This window comes from Bacteroidales bacterium (genome assembly GCA_035299085.1).
Classification (GTDB): Bacteria; Bacteroidota; Bacteroidia; order Bacteroidales; family UBA10428; genus UBA5072.
Window position 1 is genome coordinate 117,419 of sequence record DATGXG010000014.1, and the last position, 20,080, is coordinate 137,498.

The 20,080-nt window shown below is 46.0% G+C and carries 16 protein-coding genes; 4 read left to right on the top strand and 12 right to left on the bottom strand.

Annotated elements, in window-relative coordinates:
* Positions 1-38: 38 nt before the first annotated feature.
* The 10 genes from VK179_04110 to porU all read right to left on the bottom strand — a co-directional run bounded on the left by VK179_04110 (position 39) and on the right by porU (position 12,181).
* Positions 39-791 (bottom strand): TlpA disulfide reductase family protein, encoded by a 753-nt coding sequence (locus VK179_04110; GenBank protein HLO57900.1) that lies wholly within the window; start codon positions 789-791, stop codon positions 39-41.
* A gap of 204 nt (positions 792-995) precedes the next feature.
* The gene (locus VK179_04115) at positions 996-1,577 is read right to left on the bottom strand and encodes a DUF1287 domain-containing protein (protein ID HLO57901.1); all 582 of its coding nucleotides are present in this window, start codon (positions 1,575-1,577) and stop codon (positions 996-998) included.
* A 220-nt stretch (positions 1,578-1,797) separates the two neighbouring features.
* The gene (locus VK179_04120; protein ID HLO57902.1) at positions 1,798-2,727 is read right to left on the bottom strand and encodes a TIM barrel protein; all 930 of its coding nucleotides are present in this window, start codon (positions 2,725-2,727) and stop codon (positions 1,798-1,800) included.
* Positions 2,728-2,730: 3 nt separating this feature from the next.
* Complete coding sequence (locus VK179_04125; GenBank protein ID HLO57903.1) at positions 2,731-4,092, bottom strand: Gfo/Idh/MocA family oxidoreductase; 1,362 nt, start codon at positions 4,090-4,092, stop codon at positions 2,731-2,733.
* A 66-nt stretch (positions 4,093-4,158) separates the two neighbouring features.
* Positions 4,159-5,676 (bottom strand): SUMF1/EgtB/PvdO family nonheme iron enzyme, encoded by a 1,518-nt coding sequence (locus VK179_04130; GenBank protein ID HLO57904.1) that lies wholly within the window; start codon positions 5,674-5,676, stop codon positions 4,159-4,161.
* A 58-nt stretch (positions 5,677-5,734) separates the two neighbouring features.
* Positions 5,735-6,616 (bottom strand): ACP S-malonyltransferase, encoded by an 882-nt coding sequence (fabD, locus tag VK179_04135; protein ID HLO57905.1) that lies wholly within the window; start codon positions 6,614-6,616, stop codon positions 5,735-5,737.
* Between the two features lie 35 nt (positions 6,617-6,651).
* Positions 6,652-7,011: a CoA-binding protein gene (locus VK179_04140; GenBank protein HLO57906.1), complete on the bottom strand. Its 360-nt coding sequence runs from the start codon at positions 7,009-7,011 to the stop codon at positions 6,652-6,654.
* On the bottom strand, positions 7,008-7,496 hold the full coding sequence (gene ispF / locus VK179_04145) for a 2-C-methyl-D-erythritol 2,4-cyclodiphosphate synthase (protein ID HLO57907.1): 489 nt from the start codon (positions 7,494-7,496) through the stop codon (positions 7,008-7,010). The genes VK179_04140 and ispF overlap by 4 nt, the downstream gene beginning before the upstream one ends.
* Positions 7,497-7,501: 5 nt before the next feature.
* The gene (gene porV / locus VK179_04150; protein ID HLO57908.1) at positions 7,502-8,632 is read right to left on the bottom strand and encodes a type IX secretion system outer membrane channel protein PorV; all 1,131 of its coding nucleotides are present in this window, start codon (positions 8,630-8,632) and stop codon (positions 7,502-7,504) included.
* 87 nt (positions 8,633-8,719) lie between these two features.
* Entirely contained in the window at positions 8,720-12,181 is a 3,462-nt protein-coding gene (gene porU, locus VK179_04155) for a type IX secretion system sortase PorU (GenBank protein HLO57909.1), read from the bottom strand.
* A gap of 152 nt (positions 12,182-12,333) precedes the next feature.
* Here porU and VK179_04160 point away from each other — a divergent pair, with 152 nt between their 5' ends.
* From VK179_04160 to murF, 3 genes are all read left to right on the top strand, one after another.
* Entirely contained in the window at positions 12,334-13,320 is a 987-nt protein-coding gene (locus tag VK179_04160) for a PorP/SprF family type IX secretion system membrane protein (protein ID HLO57910.1), read from the top strand.
* Between the two features lie 64 nt (positions 13,321-13,384).
* The gene (locus VK179_04165; protein HLO57911.1) at positions 13,385-14,890 is read left to right on the top strand and encodes an SUMF1/EgtB/PvdO family nonheme iron enzyme; all 1,506 of its coding nucleotides are present in this window, start codon (positions 13,385-13,387) and stop codon (positions 14,888-14,890) included.
* A 106-nt stretch (positions 14,891-14,996) separates the two neighbouring features.
* Positions 14,997-16,286 carry a UDP-N-acetylmuramoyl-tripeptide--D-alanyl-D-alanine ligase gene (gene murF / locus VK179_04170; GenBank protein ID HLO57912.1) on the top strand — a complete coding sequence of 430 codons (1,290 nt, stop codon included), beginning with the start codon at positions 14,997-14,999 and terminating at the stop codon, positions 16,284-16,286.
* 3 nt (positions 16,287-16,289) lie between these two features.
* Here murF and pruA read toward each other — a convergent pair whose 3' ends face one another.
* The gene (gene pruA, locus VK179_04175; protein ID HLO57913.1) at positions 16,290-17,924 is read right to left on the bottom strand and encodes an L-glutamate gamma-semialdehyde dehydrogenase; all 1,635 of its coding nucleotides are present in this window, start codon (positions 17,922-17,924) and stop codon (positions 16,290-16,292) included.
* 255 nt (positions 17,925-18,179) lie between these two features.
* Here pruA and VK179_04180 point away from each other — a divergent pair, with 255 nt between their 5' ends.
* Positions 18,180-18,587: a septum formation initiator family protein gene (locus tag VK179_04180; GenBank protein ID HLO57914.1), complete on the top strand. Its 408-nt coding sequence runs from the start codon at positions 18,180-18,182 to the stop codon at positions 18,585-18,587.
* Between the two features lie 228 nt (positions 18,588-18,815).
* On the opposite strand, the gene VK179_04185 is transcribed toward VK179_04180, so the two are convergent.
* Positions 18,816-20,078 (bottom strand): hypothetical protein, encoded by a 1,263-nt coding sequence (locus tag VK179_04185; protein ID HLO57915.1) that lies wholly within the window; start codon positions 20,076-20,078, stop codon positions 18,816-18,818.
* Positions 20,079-20,080: the final 2 nt, after the last annotated feature.

A 20,080-nucleotide genomic window follows, 5' to 3' on the forward strand; every position in this document is an offset into this window, starting at 1 on the left:
GTAATAGATAAACTTTAGTACTTCTGAACTTAAGTGTGTTACTGCAACAATTCATTTATCTTCCCTGCAATCACTTCCAGTCCACCCTCATCAAATCCAACAGCCACATACACAACTTTGCCCTCCTTATCAATCAGAAAATTCCGGGGGATTAATTCGGTGGCAAAGAGGGAATACACCTTCTTTTCAGGATCGATGCCGGTGGAGAAAATGATGCCTTTCTTTTTGAGATCCTCGGTCTTTTTCTTCACCACTTCGGGTTTTTCGCCACGGGAAACAGGAAGAAAAACGAAATCTTTGCCTTCAAAGGGCTTCAGGATCTTATCAGGGATTTCATTGAATTCCATCAGGCACGGGGCACACCAGGTAGCCCAGAAATTCAAAAGGACAACCTTACCTTTCAGATCCGATAGTTTTATTTGTGTTCCGTCAAGCATCGCGATTGTTACATCCGGTGCCATGTCGCCTTCATGTATCAATGTGGATTCTTTTATCCTTCTTTCATTTTCAGCCTCTTCTTTCTGTTCCTTCGCTGCAATGCTGTCAGCTCCTGCTTCTCTCGCTTTCATTTCGTCATCGCTATACAATTCAATTATGGCCACAAATCCTTTTTCGCTTGTGCCTTTTGTCATCGATTTGATCCGGTTGGCGGCAGCCATCTCCTGGACGTAGTTTTCACTAACCTCTTTATCATTTACGATGTAGATGATTTTGTTCTCATTTTGTTGTTGCTGGGCAGTGAGGGTGGAAAAGGTGAGGAGGGTCAGAAGGGTTAAAAGGATTAGTTTCATGAGTGGTTCTGGGGCTAAAATTAATGGATAAAGCGTGGTTACAAACCAGGGTTGCGGTTATAAAGTTAATATTTCAGGCGGAAATGCAAAGTACAATTCGGGTTAACTCAGGATGATTTATTGGAAATCAGGCAGAGCCTGATTGCATAGGTTCGACTAAGCCAGAGCCTTAGCCGAACGGGGCTACAGCCTACAGCCTATAGCCTACAGCCTGTACTGGTAATGCCCGATGATCTTATAGGAAAACAGGCAGTCTTCCAGCACCTGGCCTCTGCCGATGTTGTGAACTACGAGGTATCTTTTGCCATCAGACGATTTGCGGTTCACCACAATCCCGATATGGGTTACAGCGCCGCCGAGATTCCAGCAGACAATGTCACCTGGAATATAATCGCCCGGATTTGCGGTTACCGGTTTTATGGTTCCAAAGCGGGTAAAAAAAACCATTAGGTTCGGAACCCGGCGGTGATCAATGTTTTTATCAGTCCGGTGCAATCCCCACAATTTCGGATACACGCTGAAATGAGCCGCCATGTCTTCATGCACCTCTTGCTGCAGGTCAATTCCCAGTTTTCGATAGGCCCGGATCACCACATCGGTACAAACGCCTTTATCCGGAGGCACATCGCCGTTGGGATAACTGATTGTGAAATAGCGCGAATCATAATTCACATGCTGACGGGTTAATTCGATGGCGGCGTCGGAGAGGCGGGAATAGAAATTATCCTGGCAATATGCATTGATTGAAAACCAAACGAATAAAAGGGATGCCGGGAGGAATTTCATAATGTTTTTTTGAGACGTCGTAGAGACGCGATTCATCGCGTCTCTAGGATATTGTGAATCGTGAGTTAAAACAACGCTGTCAGGTCTTTCGGACGCTGACAGGTTGGATCCGGGGTAAAACCTGACAGCGTCGCAGACCTGTCAGCGTTTTATGATTTTGAACTGGTGGCAAATAAACAACGCTGTCAGGTCCTTCGGACGCTGACAGGTTGATGATGGTTTAAAACGCATCGCATTCACGATATGCCTGCAGGAGCCGTTCTTCACCGGCTTTGCCGTCGAGGCTTTTGCCGTGCTCCATGCACAGAACGCCCTGGTAGCCTTTGTCGTAAATGTGTTTGAAGATATTCTTATAGTTCATCTCACCGGTTGTAGGCTCATTGCGTCCAGGGTTATCGCCGATATGGAACGCAGCAATCTCGCTCCATGCCGCATCGATATTCGGAATAATGTTTCCTTCGGTGATCTGCTGATGGTACATATCTTCCACGATCTTGCAGACAGGCCTGTTTACCGCACGGCATATAGCATAAGCCTGGGGTATGCCGGTAAGGTAAAGACCCGGGTGATCATGCAGCGTATTCAGCGGTTCAAGAACCATGGTGAGTCCTGCCGGTTCGAGAATATCACAGCACATCCTCAGGTTATCGATGATGTTGGCCATCTGGATATCCCTGTGAAGCCTTTCATCATACCTTCCCGGAACCACAAGCGCCCATTTTGCACCGGTGCGTTTTGCCAGTTCCACGCCTTCCTTCATTTTAGCGCTCAGCATCTCCTTAACTTCCGGATTGTTCAGCACAAAGGATGTAACCGAGAAGTCGGCGTACAATACAAACGGACCGAGGTCCATATTGTATTTCTTCAGCTGGGCTGCTATTTTCTCCTGGTCGGCTTTGGGTCTTCCGGGCAATCCGTTGTCGAACATAGCCCGGAAGCCCTGTTCGTGGCAGTAAGTAATGTTATCTAGCGGGTCCTTTCCGGCATGCTGCTCAAACATGTCCATATACGGGGCATATTTCAGCCTGAAAGGTGTCTCGGCATAGGCCGGGGTCTTCGGACTGGCTGCAGACCAGGCTGCAGGGACGGCCATGGTGGCCAGCCCTGCTCCTGCTGCTTTTTTCAAAAAGTCTCTCCTGTTTGCTTTCATACATTATGACTGTGAACCAGGAACATATGCTTCACCGGCAATAGGTACGGTCTTGGAAACATCTACGGGACCAAATGCATATACCTTGGGACCCAGTTTCAGATCGGAGTTCATCATTTCATCCATGGTGACTTCTTTCCCGGTATAAGCTGACACACGTCCCATGATAGCAACAAGTGTGGACATCGCAGTGTTCTCGGCTTCATTTATTGGTTTACCGGTGCGGATTGCAGTCACAAGGTCAATATGCTCCTGGTCGTAAGGACTGATCTTCACTTCAGTGCCGGGCTGACCATTTTCACCCATCGGGTATTCATACTTCCATAGTTCGGTTCCGCTGAGGTCAAGGATGCTGTTCTGGCAGTTTGTAGAACCTGTTGCACCCTGTATCCTTTCGGATACGTTATTTGCACAGCCGTTAATCTGGCGGCACATGCTGTGCATATGAATTCCATTGTCGAATGTGAAATCAACACTGAAATTATCATACTGGTCGCCTGTTACACGACGAAGCCTTGATCCAAATCCAACGGCTTTAACCGGGAATTTGCCGGTGAACCAGTGAATCACGTCAAGGTTGTGTACATGCTGTTCCACAATGTGGTCGCCTGAAAGCCAGCACCAGTTCACCCAGTCGCGGATCATGTATTCCATTTCATTCCATTTGGCATCTTTATCTCTGTGCCACAGTTTTCCACCGTTCCACCAGCAGTTTGCCGAAACGATTTCGCCAATCATGCCTTCGGCCACATTTTTATAAGTAGCTACATAATCGCGCTGGTGACGGCGCTGTGTTCCGGTTACAACCGAAAGACCCATGCCTGCTGCCTTACGAGCGGTAGCAATAACTGAACGGGCTCCTACCGGGTCAACGCAAACCGGTTTCTCCATGAAGACATGCTTTTTGGCATTCACAGCGGCTTCAAACTGATCCGGCCTGAAATGGGGAGGCGTAGCCAGAATCACAATGTCAACACCAGAATCAATAACTTTCTGGAAGGCATCAAAACCCACAAAGCACATTTCATCGGCCACCTCATTGTTCTTCTGCTTTTTCAGCTCCTCACGGCATGAGTCAATCCTGTCCTGCAATACATCGCCGAGAGCTGTAACTTTCAGATTCGGTCCTGCATTCAGGAAATTAATGGCAGCACCGGTGCCCCTGCCACCACAACCGATCAGACCGGCCTTCAATTCCGGGCCATCGGGTGCCTGGTCGAGGAATGTCATTACTTCAACTGTCTTCTTCGTCTTTCCTTTTTCAGATGAGCATCCCGATAACAGTGTAGGGAATGACAGTGTTGTCAGACTTGCAGCTGCTGCGGTGGTGCCAAGGAAATTTCTGCGTGAAATCCCTGTTTTCATGGAATGATTATTTATTGTTGGTTAAAATTATGTATGTATTCAGGAAACGCCCCCTGGCGTTTCTTTTTACTTTTTTCCTGTAGACGGATCGAAATCGCACACAACCCTGAAACCGACGTAAAAACAATCGGAGTACCACCAGATGCTCTTCGGCATCTGAGGATCAGTGTGAAGCCAGGCATCGGTACGTGTATAACTCCTTGCGGCGCAACGCAGCATTCCTGCAGCATCCTTGTAGGATCCCCCTCTCACCACATGCTCCGTTCCGGTTGCCGGTCCTTTCGGATTCACAACCAGGTCGCCTTTATACTGGCTGTAAGCATCGGCCTGGTACCAGTCGCTGCAGAATTCAGCTACATTGCCCAGCATGTTTTTCAGACCGAACGGATTCGCGGCCACAAATTCAGGAAGCTGGGTCTTGGCGCGGCTGTTTTCGGCATACACCACATAGGTGTTGATTACCGAAGTGTCATTTTTGGATATTTTAGCCCTGAAGCCGGATTTCTCAAATTTTGAGGGGTCTCCCTTAAAGAAATAGGGCTCTTTTGTGCCGCCCCGTGCGGCGTATTCCCATTCCGCTTCGGTGGGAAGCCTGTAATTCTTGCCTGTTACTGAGGACAGCCACCTGCAGTATGTTTCAGCTGCATGATAACTAATTGAAATGGCCGGTCGTTTTCCTTTCCCCCATCCCCGGTCGGGCTGTCCGTAAGGCGGAGTGGCGCCGGTTATGGCATCGGTTTTAGTCTTTGAGGCTCTCAAACCTTCAGTGTCCGTGCTTCTTCCTTCGCCTGATGTCTGGGCATAAAATGCAAGGTATTCATCCCATGACACCTCAATTTCAGCCATGTAAAATGAATCGATCTTCACTTTTTTCACCGGACCCTCGTCGGCATTGCGGAAGGGCTCATCTGACTGTGATCCCAAAGAGAACGTTCCCCCGGGAATAGCAATCATATTGAAAGAGACTGTTGATCCGGGAATTTTCTCGGTGAAATTTCCGAAACCGGATACAGGCGTCGGTGTAGCGTATTTTTCGGCATTTGTGACACTGGCAGTGAAGCCTGTATTACCACCGTGTACATAGCCGGCAATAAAATGGCCGGCGTTAAGATGGCAGTTGATGCACTGCAGGTCGGCCTGTTTGTCTTTGTAGTTTGTATAGTATAAATGAGCTTCAGCGCCTTCCTTTGTAATTTCAGGAGGGAACAGGTTTTTATGGCAGTTAATGCATGAAGAATTATACACATGACTACGGGCATACTCAAGCTGACCTTTTTCTTCCCAGTTAAACGAAGCTGAATCTTTTGTCCATTTTGACCATACGTCACGTGCCCCTGTTTTTATCTTGGCAGCGAGATAGCCCTGTCCATGAGGTGGCAGATGGCAATCGGTGCAGTTGGTCTGTGTTCCTGATTTGGAAATGTAGTGCATCGACTGCATCCACGAAGAAGTGGCCTGCGGGTGGATATGACACGAAGCACAATATTCATTCTCAGAAGTATGGCGGACCATATAGGAGCCCGAACCGAAAAGCAACAATCCTGCCACCACACCCGGAATAAACCAAATCCAACGTTTTTTCATTTCTTAAGCCAATATGGGCTTGAAGATATGAAAAAAAAGGAAAGACGATACCGGAGATTCAGATTTTTGCGCTCTCAGCGGCGATGTTTCTGTCGACTTTTTTAATCAGTCCCTGGAGAACAGTCCCTGGTCCCACTTCATAAAAATGATCGGCCCCGTCGGCCAGCATATTCTTTACTGTCTGCGTCCATTTCACGGGGGCGGTGAGCTGTTTCTTAATGTTCTCGCGGATAACGGCAGGATCAGTTGACGGACTTGCCGTTACATTCTGGTATACCGGGCAGCGGGGTTTTACTATTTCAGCGGCATCAATTGCTTTTTCAAGGTCGAGGCGTGCAGGTTCCATGATGGGTGAATGGAAAGCGCCTCCCACAGAAAGTTTCAGTGCTCTTTTTGCTCCGGCAGCGGTTAATTTTTCGATGGCCTGGTCAATTCCTTCGATGGATCCTGATATCACGATCTGACCGGGACTGTTATAATTGGCAGGAACCACAATGGCGTTGATTTCACTGCAGACTTTTTCAACCACTTCATCATCGAGGCCGAGAATAGCCGCCATTGTAGAAGGCTGAATTTCGCATGCTTTCTGCATGGCCATAGCACGTTGTGAAACAAGTTTCAGTCCGTTTTCAAACGACAGTGCACCGGCGGCCACAAGGGCTGAAAATTCGCCGAGTGAATGACCGGCTGTCATATCGGGCTGGAATGCATCGCCCATCATTTTGGCAAGAATTACCGAGTGAAGAAATATGGCGGGCTGGGTAACTTTGGTCTGTCTCAGGTCTTCATCAGTTCCTGCAAACATGAGGTCAGTGATACGGAATCCGAGTATATCATTGGCCTTCTCAAAAAGTTCTTTTGCCTGGCTGTGATTATCATACAGATCTTTGCCCATACCTACAAACTGGGCACCCTGACCGGGGAATACATATGCCTTCATGGATGGTGAGTTTTTGATTTCGGGGACAAAAGTAATCAAAATCTTCCCATTGCCAGCATCACCAGCGAGCAGTCGTGCACAATTTTTATATTGTAACTTTCAAGCATTTCCTCGAATTCAGGACTTTCAGTGCCGGGGTTGAAGATTACTCTTTTCGGACGGAGGGAGAGCACGTAGTCAAAAATCTCACCCTGGTGATAAGGCGCCACATACATAAGCACCGAATGAACCTCGGGAATGGGAGGCTGTCCTGTTTGTATGGGAATTTCACCAATAAAACCCTTCCGCTTTCCTATGGCTACCACATCATAATTGTTTTTCACCAGCCGGGTGACAGCCTTGAACGAATAGCGCTCGGGATTGTCGCTTGCACCCAGTACAACCATTTTGCTCATACCTTTTTCTGAATTAAGGCCACTGCATAAGCGGAAATACCGCGTTCTTCCCCTACAAATCCAAGTTTTTCAGTAGTAGTGGCCTTTACCGAAACATTTTCAGTTGCGGAGCCCATCGTTTCGGCCAGTATTTTGATCATTCCGGGAATATAATCCTTTACTTTAGGCCGCTGCATACAAAGGGTGCAATCAATGTTTCCCAGTTCCCATCCTTTTTCAGCCAGCAGGTCCATTGTCTTTTTAAGCAGGATGAGGCTGCTGATATCCTTATAGGTATCTGAAGTGTCCGGAAAATGCACACCGATATCACGCAGCGCTGCTGCGCCAAGCAAAGCATCGCAGATGGCATGGATGAGCACATCGCCGTCGGAATGGGCAACGGATCCTTTACTATGAGGAATTTCGACTCCGCCAAGAATCAGCTTTCGGCCTTCGGCAAGCTGGTGCACATCATATCCGAAACCGATACGGACCGGCAGAGACATAGGAATTACTTTTTAAACAGGAATCCTATCGTAAACCTCATGGTGTTGGCCAGGGGATTGCTTTTTCCTGTAGTTGATATAAGATAAGAGTAATCAATAAAGAATACATTCAAACGCAGACCTATACCCAGTGCAAAGTATTTCCGGTTTCCCTTCATTTCACTTTCGTGAAAATACCCGCCGCGTATGGCAAACTGTTCACGATACCAGTATTCAAGTCCCACCGAATACATAATTTCTTTCATTTCTTCATTAAATCCGCCGGGGGCATCATAAAACGACTGGATCCAGCTTTGTGGCAGTGATGAAGGAGTGGGTTTCCCTGAAACGATTACACTGTCTTCATAAATCGGAGGGGTAGGAACCAGCAGTTTGCTGAGTTCAACCGAACCGGTAATTGAGTTATAATCATCCAATTGCAGGGTCTGCCTTATGCCGAGCCTTAATGTGGCCGGTATAAACTGTTTGTCGGAACCGTCAGTGTAGGATATCTTTGTACCCAGGTTCAGGAAACTGATACCCCATGCGAATTCACCCGGCAGAGAGCCGATGTCCATGGGTTTCTGGTAATAAAATCCAAGATCAGCAGCATAAGAGTAACCGGGATTATACTGTGCACCGCCAAAGCTTTTACCACCGTTTATATCCGAACGAATGAATTTCAGAGCAAGGGCACCTGAGAAATGTCTTGCCAGCAGTGTTGAATACCCGATATCTACCGAGAATTCATTGGGGTTGAATGTTCCCTGCTGTACCTGGTCTTCATCGGTTGCTGTAATTTCACCCATTGAAAAGTATTTGAGTGAGGCGCTGATTGCCTGCCTGTCGTCGAATTTATAGAATCCTGCCAGGTATAACAGGTTGATGTCATTTACAAGGGTCCTCAGCCAGGGAGTAAAGGAAGTAGTAACTCCGGACTTCTCTTTTATCTGGGCGTATTTGGCCGCGTTCCAGTTTTGTGAATTCACATCGGGCGATGTAGCCACTCCGAGGTCTCCAAGGGCGCCTCCGCGTGAATCAGGGGTAATGGTCAGGTAGGGTATAGTTGAATAAACCGGATTAAACGTTGTTTGCGCAGAAGCGCTCAATACAACAATAATTAAACAGCTAATAAGAATTAACCTTCTATAAATCATTCGTTTGAAAATTAAAGTTCACAAAGTTAAAAAAATTAACGTGGTAATACCTACACAGCATTAATAAACAACCAAAATTCAATTTTATTATCTGAAGACAACAAGTTTCTGGAAACTCTCGGCTGACATTCCTTTGTCGCTGGTTAACCTGATGCGGTAAGGATAAATTCCGGGTTTAATAAGGTTACCGTTTGAATCCCTGAGATCCCAAACCGGTAATGAAGTATTGAAACCAGTTGATTGTATCACCTCGGAATAGTTGTAGATGATCCGTCCCTGAAGGTCATAGACAGTTATTTCTGCAGTAATTTCTTCTGCAGGCTGGTTATGCTCAAAAGTAAATATTGTGTGATCGCGCGCAGGATTCGGGTAATTACCCAAGCGGGTTATCATCATCTCATCACCAGGAATCACCCTGAATTCAATAAATGCTTCGGATGAATTGTTGTAAACATCCCAAACCTTAAGAGTCAAAGAGTGCATGCCTTCGGAAAGACCGGTCATAGGGTATGCCACTGTGCCCGAACTGAAGTTGTTGAGATCACCCTGAAAATATTCGTTCATTATAACCGGGTTGGTTACATCCCCGTCAATTACGCCTGTAATGTCATGACCGATGCCGTTACCAATCGTATTGATTCCGCTCTCATCTGATATCAGGGCATAAATTACCGGACTCGTATTGGTTATTCCTTTATCGTTAAAATATTCATCGTTGAGATACAGGGAGATCTCAGGTCCTGTCACATCCTGTTCGGCATTCCGGTCGGTTCCGCCAATTACAATGCCGCTGAACTCACCTTTTGCGTCCTGGTTTTGGGTATCGGAGAAATAAATGATCCGCCCTTCTCCGTAGTTGTAGGTTATATCTTTGGGTACAACGAATTCAAATGTGAACCGGCCATTGGAAACGCTTGCCTTTCCCTTGTATAACAAGTCTTCACGTGTAGTGAATTGCATAGGCTGGGAGCTGACATCATTTGCAAGGGTTGTAATGGTTTTGGCTTTATCATACACCGAGGGGAAAATCAGCCCGTTGTATGACTGCATCAGCTGATGGCTGTTGTTTTCAATATGTCCGGTAACCATGATCCTTGAAAAAGCCTTTAGCGTATCAATGGGTTCTGTGACCGGCACATGATTCACTGAATCCGTCACGACATTGTATTCTGGAATTGCCAGTCGAAGGGCAGGATCACCGAGAAGGGTAAAATTGAGTTTGTTACGGCTGTCGTTCAGTACGTTTTTAGTAAGCCGTATTATGTCTCCGAGCCTGTAGTAATTTCCCGAAGCATCCCTTGTAAAGGCAATCTGGTAAAACCTTGAGTTCAGCGCATGGTTTTCATTCGAGTATACAATCCGGGTGGTTGTAATGAGCCCGATACTGCCACCCCGGGGATTGAGAATGGAATATTCACCTGCAGACGTACTTTCAGTAATGTTGCCATCGCCGTCACGTGTGAGATCGTCAAATCGGCTGAATTCGCAGGTTGCCGTCATAAATAGTGGTAACCGGTTGAAATTGGTAAGTGAGGAAAGGTCTTCACGCATCAGGATCCTTTCATCAGCAAGGCCCCCCTCTCCGCCATGACCGGTATAATTGAAAATCAACAGGCCTTTTTCAAAATTTTCGGTAAGGGTACGGTTCACATCGGGGTACCGGGTGCCTGATGAAGAAGAAACCTGTGGATAGGCATCCAGAAAGACTTTCTTTACGGCAAATTCAGGGTGATTGTTGTCAACCCATGTGGCCAGTTCGTTTGCCTGCGTCATGTGCAGGTTTCCGTCCTGATCGTCTGCAGCAAAAAGAATATTGTTCTGCCAGTCGCCCTTGTTTTTATTATTTGTATAGTTTTTTAATTTCCTGTAGATATTCATTGCCTCTTCTTCAGTCTTGACCGGCAGACGTCCGATTCCAAGATCAAGGCTGAAATCTTCCATCTTTGAAGTTCCCCCTTCACCTTCTCCGAGTATACCGAAAAAGTCATCCGAAACGTATGAAAAACTTGCATTCAACGAGTTTTCTGATTGGTAGGTCAGAATAAAGTTCGCATTTCCCGCCACATTCGATATATTATTATAAGACCCGTCGCCGACCAGCATCAGGTATTTCAGCCTGTCGTCACCGCTTCCCCTTTTGTAAATCATACGCGCAAAGTCGCGTATGGCGCTTATATCAGGGGCTCCTGATGAAAATTCGTTGTAAACCTGTTCGGTTGTGGCTACCGCAACTGACAGCCCGTCGAGATTTCTGTGAAATTCAGCAATGCTGTCGGCAGCCTGTATAAACAAAGGGTGGGTTATAATCAGCATCTGCGTGGATCCGATGGCATGTAAATTCTGGTTTGTCACGATTCCCACACCGGCCTGTTTTGAGTCGGTAACCGGTTTCTGAAATGCGGCTCCTTTTTTCAAGGCCACATATTCCCTGAGAATGTACGTGCTGTCGGTGAATGACAGCGTTGTGCCATTCAGTTGTGCCGGCACTTTAACAATGTTATACGGATCGGTCAGATCCCAGATCTCGGTCTGATCATTGCAATTTGCAAGGTTATAAGTGACTACACTATGAATGCCTGAATTTGTGCGGTCCCTGAAGAACATTGCATCGCCGCTGAGTACAAGCTGCCTGCGTGCATTTACAGTGATATAGTCAAGATAGCCCTCGTCATCGCCGGAAACCTGGTTATAGGAAACCCTTATTTTTACATTATCGCTGGTTACAGTTTTTGAAAAAAGTGTGTTTTTCTGATTACCATAAGAACCGGTCTTTATTTTCGGATCAACCGTATCCACCAGTAAACTGCCGATAACGGCATCATTCAGTGAAATAGTAAAAGTATTTTGTACACCCGACCGGCCGCAAACATTTATCCTGATTTTAACCGGTGTTGCAGTTACCAGGTTGGGAAATATAAAAGTGGTATCATAGGCTTTTAAATCCAGCCTTTCGCCAAACCATTGCCTGCCTGATTTCAGTACATTGTATTTATTCTTTTCATGAAATAAATAATCGTCAAATGACGTAACTACAGTTCCGGATGTGGCTGTTAATACATTTCTTTCAGCTATTGTTTTGCCTGTACCTGCCGCATCCGTAACGAAATACCAGGCTGCCTCACTGTATTGGTGCAGCTGTTGCTCAAACATCGAAGTGGTAAGGTTGTAATTCCATTTAACGGTTCCGGTAGCATAGAACAGAATGTAATCGCCTTTGTTAAAGACTCCGTCGGTGCCGGTGTAACGGTAAACCGCGTTTTCGACAAGATCATCATACCTGCTGTCGGAATTCATCAAAGGAAGCATGGCACCGCCGTTTCCGAAAATACGCACAGCTGAAGGATTGACGAATCCCATGGATTGCAGGTCCTCATATGTCAGTTTGTAAATTCCGGTGGATGTGATTTTCATTTTAAACCATTTGCCCTCTGCAAGCACGGATGAGGCGGCCGGTTCAAAAACAGCATTTCGGCTGGCAGGAGCGTATGGCTGTGCTGACAAAAAGGAGAATATATTTATAATGGTAAGAAATGTCAGCAGGCGGATCATAATTTTAAAGGTTTATCGGTGCCCATAAACCAGAAATTTCAGGCTTACAGAAATAATCCGGCTTATTGAACGTTTCAAAAATACAATTATTATTACGTAAACTTAAAAACAAGAAAAGTTTATTATAGTTTTACAGGCACTTAACACCATTCATGAACAGAGGAAAAGTCCTGATATCAGCCCTTTTTATGCTCACCGGAACCATAATGGCCGGTCAGGATTTTCATTTCTCCCAGTTCATGCCCACCATGGTGCATGTAAACCCGGGTTATGCTTCATTGCCGGCATCACCGGAGGCCGGATTGGTATACCGTAATCAGTGGCCCGGCATTTCAGCCACGTTTGTAACTTATGGCGCCGATCTGGTTGTACCTGTAAGCTCATGGAACAGCGGATTCGGCATGGGATTCACAAATGATGTCCAGGGAGGAGGTGTTATCAGCCAGGCTGCCGCCACATTGCAATACAGCTACCTGATAAAGCTCGACAGGAACTGGCAGGTTGGTGCAGGCTTAAGCGCTTCATGGGTGATCAGGCATTTTGATGCCAGCCAGCTTCTTTTTCGTTCGGATATTCTGAATGACCTGGGATACAGTTATGGAAACACCAATTTTGCAAGTTATGACAGGAGTTATCCCGATTTTTCAGTGGGTTTCATTGCAAGGCATGATGGGTTTCTTACATTCGGAGTTTCGGCAAGTCACCTTACAAGGCCTTCAAATACTGAAAGTTCACTCTACGGCGCCCGGTTACCTTTAAAATATACGGCATTTGTATCAGGTGTTGTGGGTGGAAATAACCGCTATTCCGATTTTACACTGGAACCGGCTGTGTATTTTTCAAAGCAGCAGAATAACAATGAAATTATTTGGGGAACGAATGTTAACATGGCTGAGAAGTTTCTTATCGGCGGCTGGTTCAGAAACAGCACCAGCCTGAGCATGGATGCTTTTATAGTTTCAGCGGGAATTTCATGGGAAAAATACAATATCATTTACAGTTATGACGTTAATCTGAAAAAATTTAATTCTTTGTCAACAAAATTGGCTGCACATGAAGTAACCTTTTTATATCGCTTCAAGTATAATGATCAACACAAAGTAAAAAGGTTCAGAAAAAGTGAATGTCCGGCTTACTAAACGTTGATAACTGATAATAAAGAGAATAAATTATTTTATATTTTTGAAAATAAAAATCAATAACATGAAAGTTAAGTTTTCTGCATTTCTGACTATTCCCGCGCTGGCGCTTATACTGGCAGGCTGTTCAAAGGGCGGTAGTTCAAGTGTTTCGTCAACGACCGGCTGGGACTATAACGAAGCCGAAAATGGCGGATTCGAAGTGATCAGCGGAGGCGAACAGGAAACCGGACCCGGACTTGTCCTGATCGAGGGAGGTACTTTCTCAATGGGTCGTGTTGAACAGGATGTTACTTACGACTGGAACAATGCCCCGAGGAGAGTTACTGTTAGTTCGTTCTACATGGATCAGACCGAAGTTAGAAATGTGGACTACAGGGAATACCTTCACTGGATAAGCAGGGTATTTGTTGATTATCCCCTTGTTTACAAAAAAGCATTGCCTGATACTCTCGTATGGAGAAGGCCTATGGCATACAATGAACCTTATGTTCAGTATTATTTCAGGCATCCTTCCTATAATGAATATCCTGTTGTAGGTGTTAGCTGGGTCCAGGCATCCGATTATTGTGCATGGCGTACTGACAGGGTAAATGAAGGCATCCTGATCCGAGAGGGCATTCTGAAACCCGATCCGAATCAGCTTGGAAAAGAAAATTTCAACACTGAAGCTTACCTGGCAGGACAATATGAAGGTCTTGTTAACCAGAACCTAAAGAGCATTGATCCGAACCAGGAATTCAGAAGAGTGAAGATCGAAGATGGTATGCTGTTACCCAAGTACAGGCTGCCGACCGAAGCCGAATGGGAATATGCTGCTCTTGCCCTGATTGGCAATACATATGAAGAACGTGTTTACGAACGTCGTATTTATCCATGGGATGGCCATAACCTCAGAAATGACGAGAAAGCCGACAGAGGTGAAATGCGCGCCAACTTCGTTCGTGGTCGTGGTGATATGATGGGTACCGCAGGCGGTTTGAATGATAATGCAAGTATTCCTGCTCCTGTTGAATCATACTGGCCCAATGATTTCGGTCTGTATTGCATGGCAGGAAACGTAAATGAGTGGGTACTCGACGTATATCGTCCCCAGACTTCACAGGATGTGGATGAATTCAATCCCTTCCGTGGCAATGTATTCCAGACTCTCGAAACGGATGAAGAAGGAAACGTAGCCGGAAAGGACAGCCTTGGAAGGCTTCGTTACAGGGATGTGACTTCAGAAGAAGCCATCAACAGGTGGAATTATAAAAAATCGTACTATAAGAATTATAAGGACGGTGATTATGAATCAAGCGTAATTGACGGAACTCAGTGGACGGCAGATGCCAAGACACAGTCCTCCAACTCCGAGCGTATGTATGATTCAAAAACCCCCGGTTTTGAAACTTCATTGATAACCGACAAAACGCGTGTATACAAAGGTGGTTCATGGCGTGACCGTGCATACTGGCTCAGTCCGGGCACCCGCCGCTACCTTGATGAAGAGCAGTCACGTGATGACCTTGGTTTCCGTTGCGCTATGATTCGCGTTGGAAGCCAGGCAGAAGTTGGCAGAAAAAAATAGGTTAATTATTCCTGATATCGATTTTCAGACCCCGTGGATTCCACGGGGTCTTTTGTTATTTGTCAGTCAGATGCATTATTTTTGTTTATCAAAAATGTCCCCCCCTATGGATCTGAAAGCATTGTATTCACTGTATCTTCAACACCGGTTGGTTTCTACCGATTCCAGGAACGTACCGGCCGGTTCTGTTTTTTTCGCACTGAAAGGCGATAAGTTTAACGGAAATGCATTTGCCCTTCAGGCTCTGGAAAAAGGCGCCATTGCATCGGTTGTGGATGAGGATGTGGCAGGAGATTCTGATCGGGTAATACGGGTTAAAAATGTACTTGAGACGCTGCAGGACCTGGCGAGGTATCACAGGCAGCAATCCGGTTTTAAAGTTCTGGCCATTACCGGGTCAAACGGCAAAACAACTACAAAGGAACTCTGCAAAGCTGTTTTATCACAAAAGTACAAGGTATACGCCACACAAGGCAACCTGAACAACCATATAGGAGTGCCTCTTACATTGCTTTCCATTGGAAATGAGATTGAAGTGGGCATTATTGAAATGGGTGCCAATCACCCGGGTGAAATAAAAATGCTCGCGGATATTGCAGAACCCGATTGCGGACTGATAACGAATGCCGGGAAAGCACATCTTGAAGGCTTCGGTGGCCTTGAAGGTGTTGCAAGGGCCAAGGGCGAACTCTTCAATCATCTTATTCAGCATAACAAAACACTCTTCCTGAATGAGGGAAGTCCGTTGCTTCCTCCGCTTGTGGCGTCAAACTATCAGCATGTGGTACGATATAACGGGAATACGGGATGGCGGCTTACAAAAGCAGAAAGCGATCCTTTCCTGAATCTTAATGTTACTGACGGAACAAAGGAATTAACTATCCATACAAAACTCGCCGGGCGATATAATGCAGAGAATGTGCTGGCGGCTGTGTGTGTAGGGCAGTTTTTCAATATCAGTGATCAATCCATTAAAAATGGAATTGAATCATACGAACCCAAAAACAACCGCTCACAACTGATCAGCACTGCGCATAATACGGTTTTCATGGATGCCTATAATGCCAATCCTTCAAGCATGGCTGCAGCAATATCCGAATTTCTCAACATTGAAGGAAGTAATAAAATTCTTGTTCTCGGGGAAATGCGCGAGGTGGGGGAATCGTCAGCCGGTGAACACCGTGAAATCATTGACATGCTTAAAGCCTCCGGCAGTAGCAGGGTGATTTGCGTAGGTAAATCCTTTGAACCTTTTGCGGAAAAGGCCGGCTTCCTGTACTTCAATACAGTGGATGATCTTACCGATGTATTAAAAAAAGAGCCTTTAACCGGACATTTTGTCTTCGTTAAAGGCTCCCGTAGTAATAATCTGGAAAAGGTGTTGCCCCTGCTCTGATGATTACCTTTCAAACATGAATGGATACCGGTAATCATCGGCCGGCAGGAAGGTTTCCTTAACGGAACGGGGCGAAAGCCATCTCATCAGGTTGATGGCCGATCCTGCTTTATCATTAGTTCCTGAACCACGGCTTCCTCCGAAGGGTTGCTGACCAACCACAGCTCCCGTGGGTTTATCATTGATATAGAAGTTACCGGCTGCATTCATAAGCTTACGCGACGCCAGTTCTATAATTTCTCTGTCGCGTGCAAATATTGATCCGGTAAGTGCGTATATGCTTGTTTTATCGCAAATTTCCAATGTTTGTTCGAATTTCTTTGCCGGGTAAACATACAAGGTGAGGATAGGCCCGAAAAACTCTTCCTGCATGGCAAAATACATTGGGTCTTCTGTCTGAACCACAGTGGGTTCTATAAAATAGCCGGTCTTCTTATATGTTTTTCCGCCTGAAATGATTTTCGCCTTCTTCTCACGGCTCACCCGGTCGATCACTTTCTTGAGCTTTGTGAACGATCCATCATCAATAACTGCATTGATAAAGTTGGTGAAATCCTCAGGTCCGCCCATACTGAAAGAGGCCAGGTCGGACAAAAGCATATCCTTGATTTTCGGCCATAGGGTATCGGGAATATAAGCCCTTGAAACGGCCGAGCATTTCTGTCCCTGGTATTCAAAAGCGCCGCGGGCCAGTGCTGTTGCAACTGCCCTGGGGTCGGCGGTTTCGTGAACCATGACAAAGTCTTTTCCGCCTGTTTCACCCACAATACGCGGATAGGTATGATACTGGTGAATGTTATTCCCGATTGTCTTCCACAGATCCTGGAATACCTCGGTTGACCCGGTATAGTGTATTCCGGCAAACCTGGGATGTGAAAGGACTACCTTTCCCACTACAGGGCCAGGGGCAAATACCATATTAATAACACCGTCAGGTAATCCCGCTTCCCTGAGCACATCCATGATTACTTTTGCCGAGTATACCTGTGCTTTCGACGGTTTCCATACAACCACATTGCCGAGCATAGCCGGCGAAGTGGGCAGGTTACCTGCAATGGATGTAAAATTAAAAGGTGTAAGAGCGAAAATAAAACCCTCAAGCGGCCTCCAGTCCATCCGGTTCCATACACCGGGAGGAGAATAAGGCTGGAATTTATACAGGTCGGTCATGAACTTGACGTTGAACCTGAGGAAGTCGGTAAGCTCACACGCAGCATCAATTTCAGCCTGGAAAATGTTTTTGCTCTGACCCAGCATCGTGGCAGCATTGATCTTAAGCCTGTATGGTCCCGAAAGAAGGTCGGCTGCTTTCAGGAACACTGATGCGCGGGCTTCCCATGATAGAGATGCCCAGGCTTCACGGGCTTTGAGAGCGGCATCAATTGCAGAGGCCACATCTTTCTCATCGCCCTGGAAATATTTACCGAGCAGATGCTGATGATCATGCGGGGGATTGATATCAATGGTTTGCTGGGTTTTAACCTCCTTACCACCAATAAACATAGGTATTTCAATGGGGTTTTCGCGGTAATCCCTCAGTTGTTTCTTTAAATCTTCTCTTTCCCTAGTACCCGGAGCGTATGTTAAAACCGGCTCATTACGGGGGTCGGGAACATTGAAAAATCCGGATGCTGGCATAGTAATCTCCTTTTTTTACAAAGTTATAAAAGCAATGCCGGTAAAAAAATGACAATTATTACTCATTCTGTGAGTTGGATATTGATATTTGTCATCAATACATTTACACAGAGGTTCACAGAGGTACCACAGAGTTTCACGGAGAGAAATCTGTTATCTCAGTGGTTCTCTGTGTCTGCTCAGTGGTTCTCTGTGTAATAATGACGAGGAGAAACAAGTCATCATTAGTAGCGGCCTGTTGATAAATTGTGATTTATGCTGGTGATAACAAAGGTGCGATATGCTAATTTTACAGGCACAAGAGGCAAAATGAGTTCCAGGATAAACATAGAAGAGATCAGGACTACAACGATTAAAATCTGGGAGCAATATAAAAACTCTCCGGTTGGTAAGGCTTTGCGCAATAAATTTGTAGCCACCGGGGTCATTTTCTTCATCTGGCTTCTGTTGTTTGATCAGAATAACCTGGCAGACAGGCGGAAGACAACCAGCCAGTTCAACCAGCTGTTGAGCGAGAAGGAATATTATGAGCAAAAAATTGTCGAGGACCGCAAACGCATCAATGAATTAAAAACAAACTCCGAAAACCTGGAAAAATTCGCCCGCGAACAATACCTCATGAAGAAGGACAATGAGGATATTTTTATTATTGTGGACGAATGACCGCCGCGTCATTGCGAGGAGCTTGACAAATAGGTGATTATAGCAGTATTTAAAGCCGACGAAGCAATCTGCCAGCACAGGCACACCCTGGCAAAGACAGATTACAAGAAGGCCATTGCTCTTTGCGAGGCTCTTCCTGTCCGGGCAGATTGCTTCGTCGCAGGAAATCTGAACAATAATCAATGACTATCCACGCTCCTCGCAATGACGATCAGGGTCACGCTCCTCTCAATGACGGTATCTTTCCAACCTCCTGTAAACCCCCAGCAATTCCCGCGGCTCTTTTGATACAGCGGGCATATTAAGCAGTCGCAGCAGTTCAGCCGCACCTTCCGTTACCTTTACCTTTGGGTAATACTGCCTGCTTGTAAAATTCAGGAACTTCACCATCATGAACGCATCAAACCACCTAAAGAAGCGGTTGACGAACGTTTCCGCGGATCCGGTGTTTGAATTGATTTCATCAATCGCCTGTAGCACATTGTTCTGATCCAGGAATTCATTCATTGCAGGGGAAAATTTACCCAGTTTCCGGTGGACCGATGAAGAATCTTTTTTGTAAAGTTCGGTTATGGCAGAAAAAAATTGTCTCAGGTCGGTGAAAGCTTCCGTTGCATAAGTCAGCATCTCGCTGCCTTCGGAAATTCGCTTGCTGATCGCCGGTCCTGTTCCGAACGGAACCCTGTAAGATTCTCTCGGGGAGGGAACAATCCGTGTTGTATTCAAATCTACAAACCGCCCGAGCGGAATAATTTTATGCAGAAAATAAAAATCCTCACCGCCTTTCCTTCGGTTCATCCCGCCCTGTGCTGCATACGTTTCAGCTCTCACACCAAAACACGAGCCGACAGTATGATGCGCATACGGGAAGCCGGTAAAGCGCATAAACTGGTTTACATACCGCAGGTGCAATTCGTATTCCGCGATGCTTTTATACACCTGTTCCGGATATTCGGTTCCCTGCAAAGGATGTTCGAAATAAATATCCATTCCCCGGATATTCCTGTCGGCCATCACCGCCTTTTCAACTTCAACCAGGTAATTCCTGTCGCACAGACTGTCGGCATCCATCGAAAGGATGAAACCATCGGGATTATCAATTTCATTAAACCGTAAAACCGCTTCATCCATGCCGATTTTACGCGCCAGTCCTGCACCGGCATCTTTCGCCGGCAAATCCTGGCAGTTCAGAATGAAAAAACGCAGGACCGGATCATCATGTGTTCTGATCCAGTCCTGCGTTTCTTCAATTGTCCTGTTGTTGATACCTTTTATTTGTTCACCTGCATTACCCGGTGCGTTAATTACAATCAGCACTTCGGTATGGCCTTCAGGACGGTAACAGTTCCATAAACTGTTGAGTGTATTCAGTAAATCGGGTTCACAATAAACCGGTATTACAACCGAAAAGGCCAGTTTTTCAGAAGGGGGCGTAACAATTTGCGGTGTAATTCCCTTTTGCCTGCTCAGGTAATGATCGGCAAAGCTCATGG

Coding starts and splice junctions, on each gene's coding strand:
- murF (HLO57912.1), top strand. CDS start 14,997: ATGGATCTGAAAGCATTGTATTCACTGTATCTTCAACACCGGTTGGTT.
- VK179_04115 (HLO57901.1), bottom strand. CDS start 1,577: ATGAAATTCCTCCCGGCATCCCTTTTATTCGTTTGGTTTTCAATCAAT.
- fabD (HLO57905.1), bottom strand. CDS start 6,616: ATGAAGGCATATGTATTCCCCGGTCAGGGTGCCCAGTTTGTAGGTATG.
- VK179_04165 (HLO57911.1), top strand. CDS start 13,385: ATGAAAGTTAAGTTTTCTGCATTTCTGACTATTCCCGCGCTGGCGCTT.
- VK179_04130 (HLO57904.1), bottom strand. CDS start 5,676: ATGAAAAAACGTTGGATTTGGTTTATTCCGGGTGTGGTGGCAGGATTG.
- VK179_04125 (HLO57903.1), bottom strand. CDS start 4,092: ATGAAAACAGGGATTTCACGCAGAAATTTCCTTGGCACCACCGCAGCA.
- VK179_04160 (HLO57910.1), top strand. CDS start 12,334: ATGAACAGAGGAAAAGTCCTGATATCAGCCCTTTTTATGCTCACCGGA.
- VK179_04120 (HLO57902.1), bottom strand. CDS start 2,727: ATGAAAGCAAACAGGAGAGACTTTTTGAAAAAAGCAGCAGGAGCAGGG.
- porV (HLO57908.1), bottom strand. CDS start 8,632: ATGATTTATAGAAGGTTAATTCTTATTAGCTGTTTAATTATTGTTGTA.
- VK179_04110 (HLO57900.1), bottom strand. CDS start 791: ATGAAACTAATCCTTTTAACCCTTCTGACCCTCCTCACCTTTTCCACC.
- VK179_04180 (HLO57914.1), top strand. CDS start 18,180: ATGCTGGTGATAACAAAGGTGCGATATGCTAATTTTACAGGCACAAGA.
- VK179_04140 (HLO57906.1), bottom strand. CDS start 7,011: ATGAGCAAAATGGTTGTACTGGGTGCAAGCGACAATCCCGAGCGCTAT.
- ispF (HLO57907.1), bottom strand. CDS start 7,496: ATGTCTCTGCCGGTCCGTATCGGTTTCGGATATGATGTGCACCAGCTT.
- porU (HLO57909.1), bottom strand. CDS start 12,181: ATGATCCGCCTGCTGACATTTCTTACCATTATAAATATATTCTCCTTT.
- pruA (HLO57913.1), bottom strand. CDS start 17,924: ATGCCAGCATCCGGATTTTTCAATGTTCCCGACCCCCGTAATGAGCCG.
- VK179_04185 (HLO57915.1), bottom strand. CDS start 20,078: ATGAGCTTTGCCGATCATTACCTGAGCAGGCAAAAGGGAATTACACCG.